This window comes from Streptomyces sp. NRRL S-378 (assembly GCF_000720645.1).
Taxonomy (GTDB): Bacteria; Actinomycetota; Actinomycetes; order Streptomycetales; family Streptomycetaceae; genus Streptomyces.
Genome location: NZ_JOBX01000202.1, coordinates 1 through 469 on the forward strand (window position 1 = coordinate 1; position 469 = coordinate 469).

Annotated in this window: 1 protein-coding gene; it reads left to right on the forward strand. The window is 63.8% G+C overall.

Going from position 1 to position 469, the window contains the following annotated elements; genetic code table 11:
* Positions 1-66: 66 nt before the first annotated feature.
* The coding region (locus IH80_RS40395) for a helix-turn-helix domain-containing protein (RefSeq protein ID WP_234432547.1) at positions 67-469 on the forward strand (403 nt) is incomplete at its 3' end.

Sequence of the window (469 nt, forward strand, 5' to 3'; positions counted from 1 at the left end):
AAAGGGCGACGGCCTCCACCACGCCGTCCAGGCCGTCGCCACCATGCACAACCTCGCCCTCGCCGGGTGAAACAACAGGCCAAACACCACACAGGCCTGCCCGAGCTGAGCCTTCTGCAACACCCTTTACGAGCTCGTGCATGGTTGGCGGTGCGACGCTGGATCTTGATACCTGATCATGTTCATGTGGTGGGGACAGCGACTCGTGCAGCGATCATCAGCGATCAGCGGATCACAGGCCTGTCGGCCGATGTGATCGCCGAACTTGTCGCCGAGGTAGGTCCGTTATGGCATGAGCGGCACCAGACGAGACTGGAGTCCAGGCCACGCATGCGGGCCGTGGGCGCCGGCGCAAAGCACCAGCTGGTCTTTGTCGACCGGCTCCTGGCCACGCTCGTCCACCTTCGCCACGGTGCCACTCACGACGTGCTGGCCTGCTGGTTTGGTGTCGACCGGTCCACAATCACCC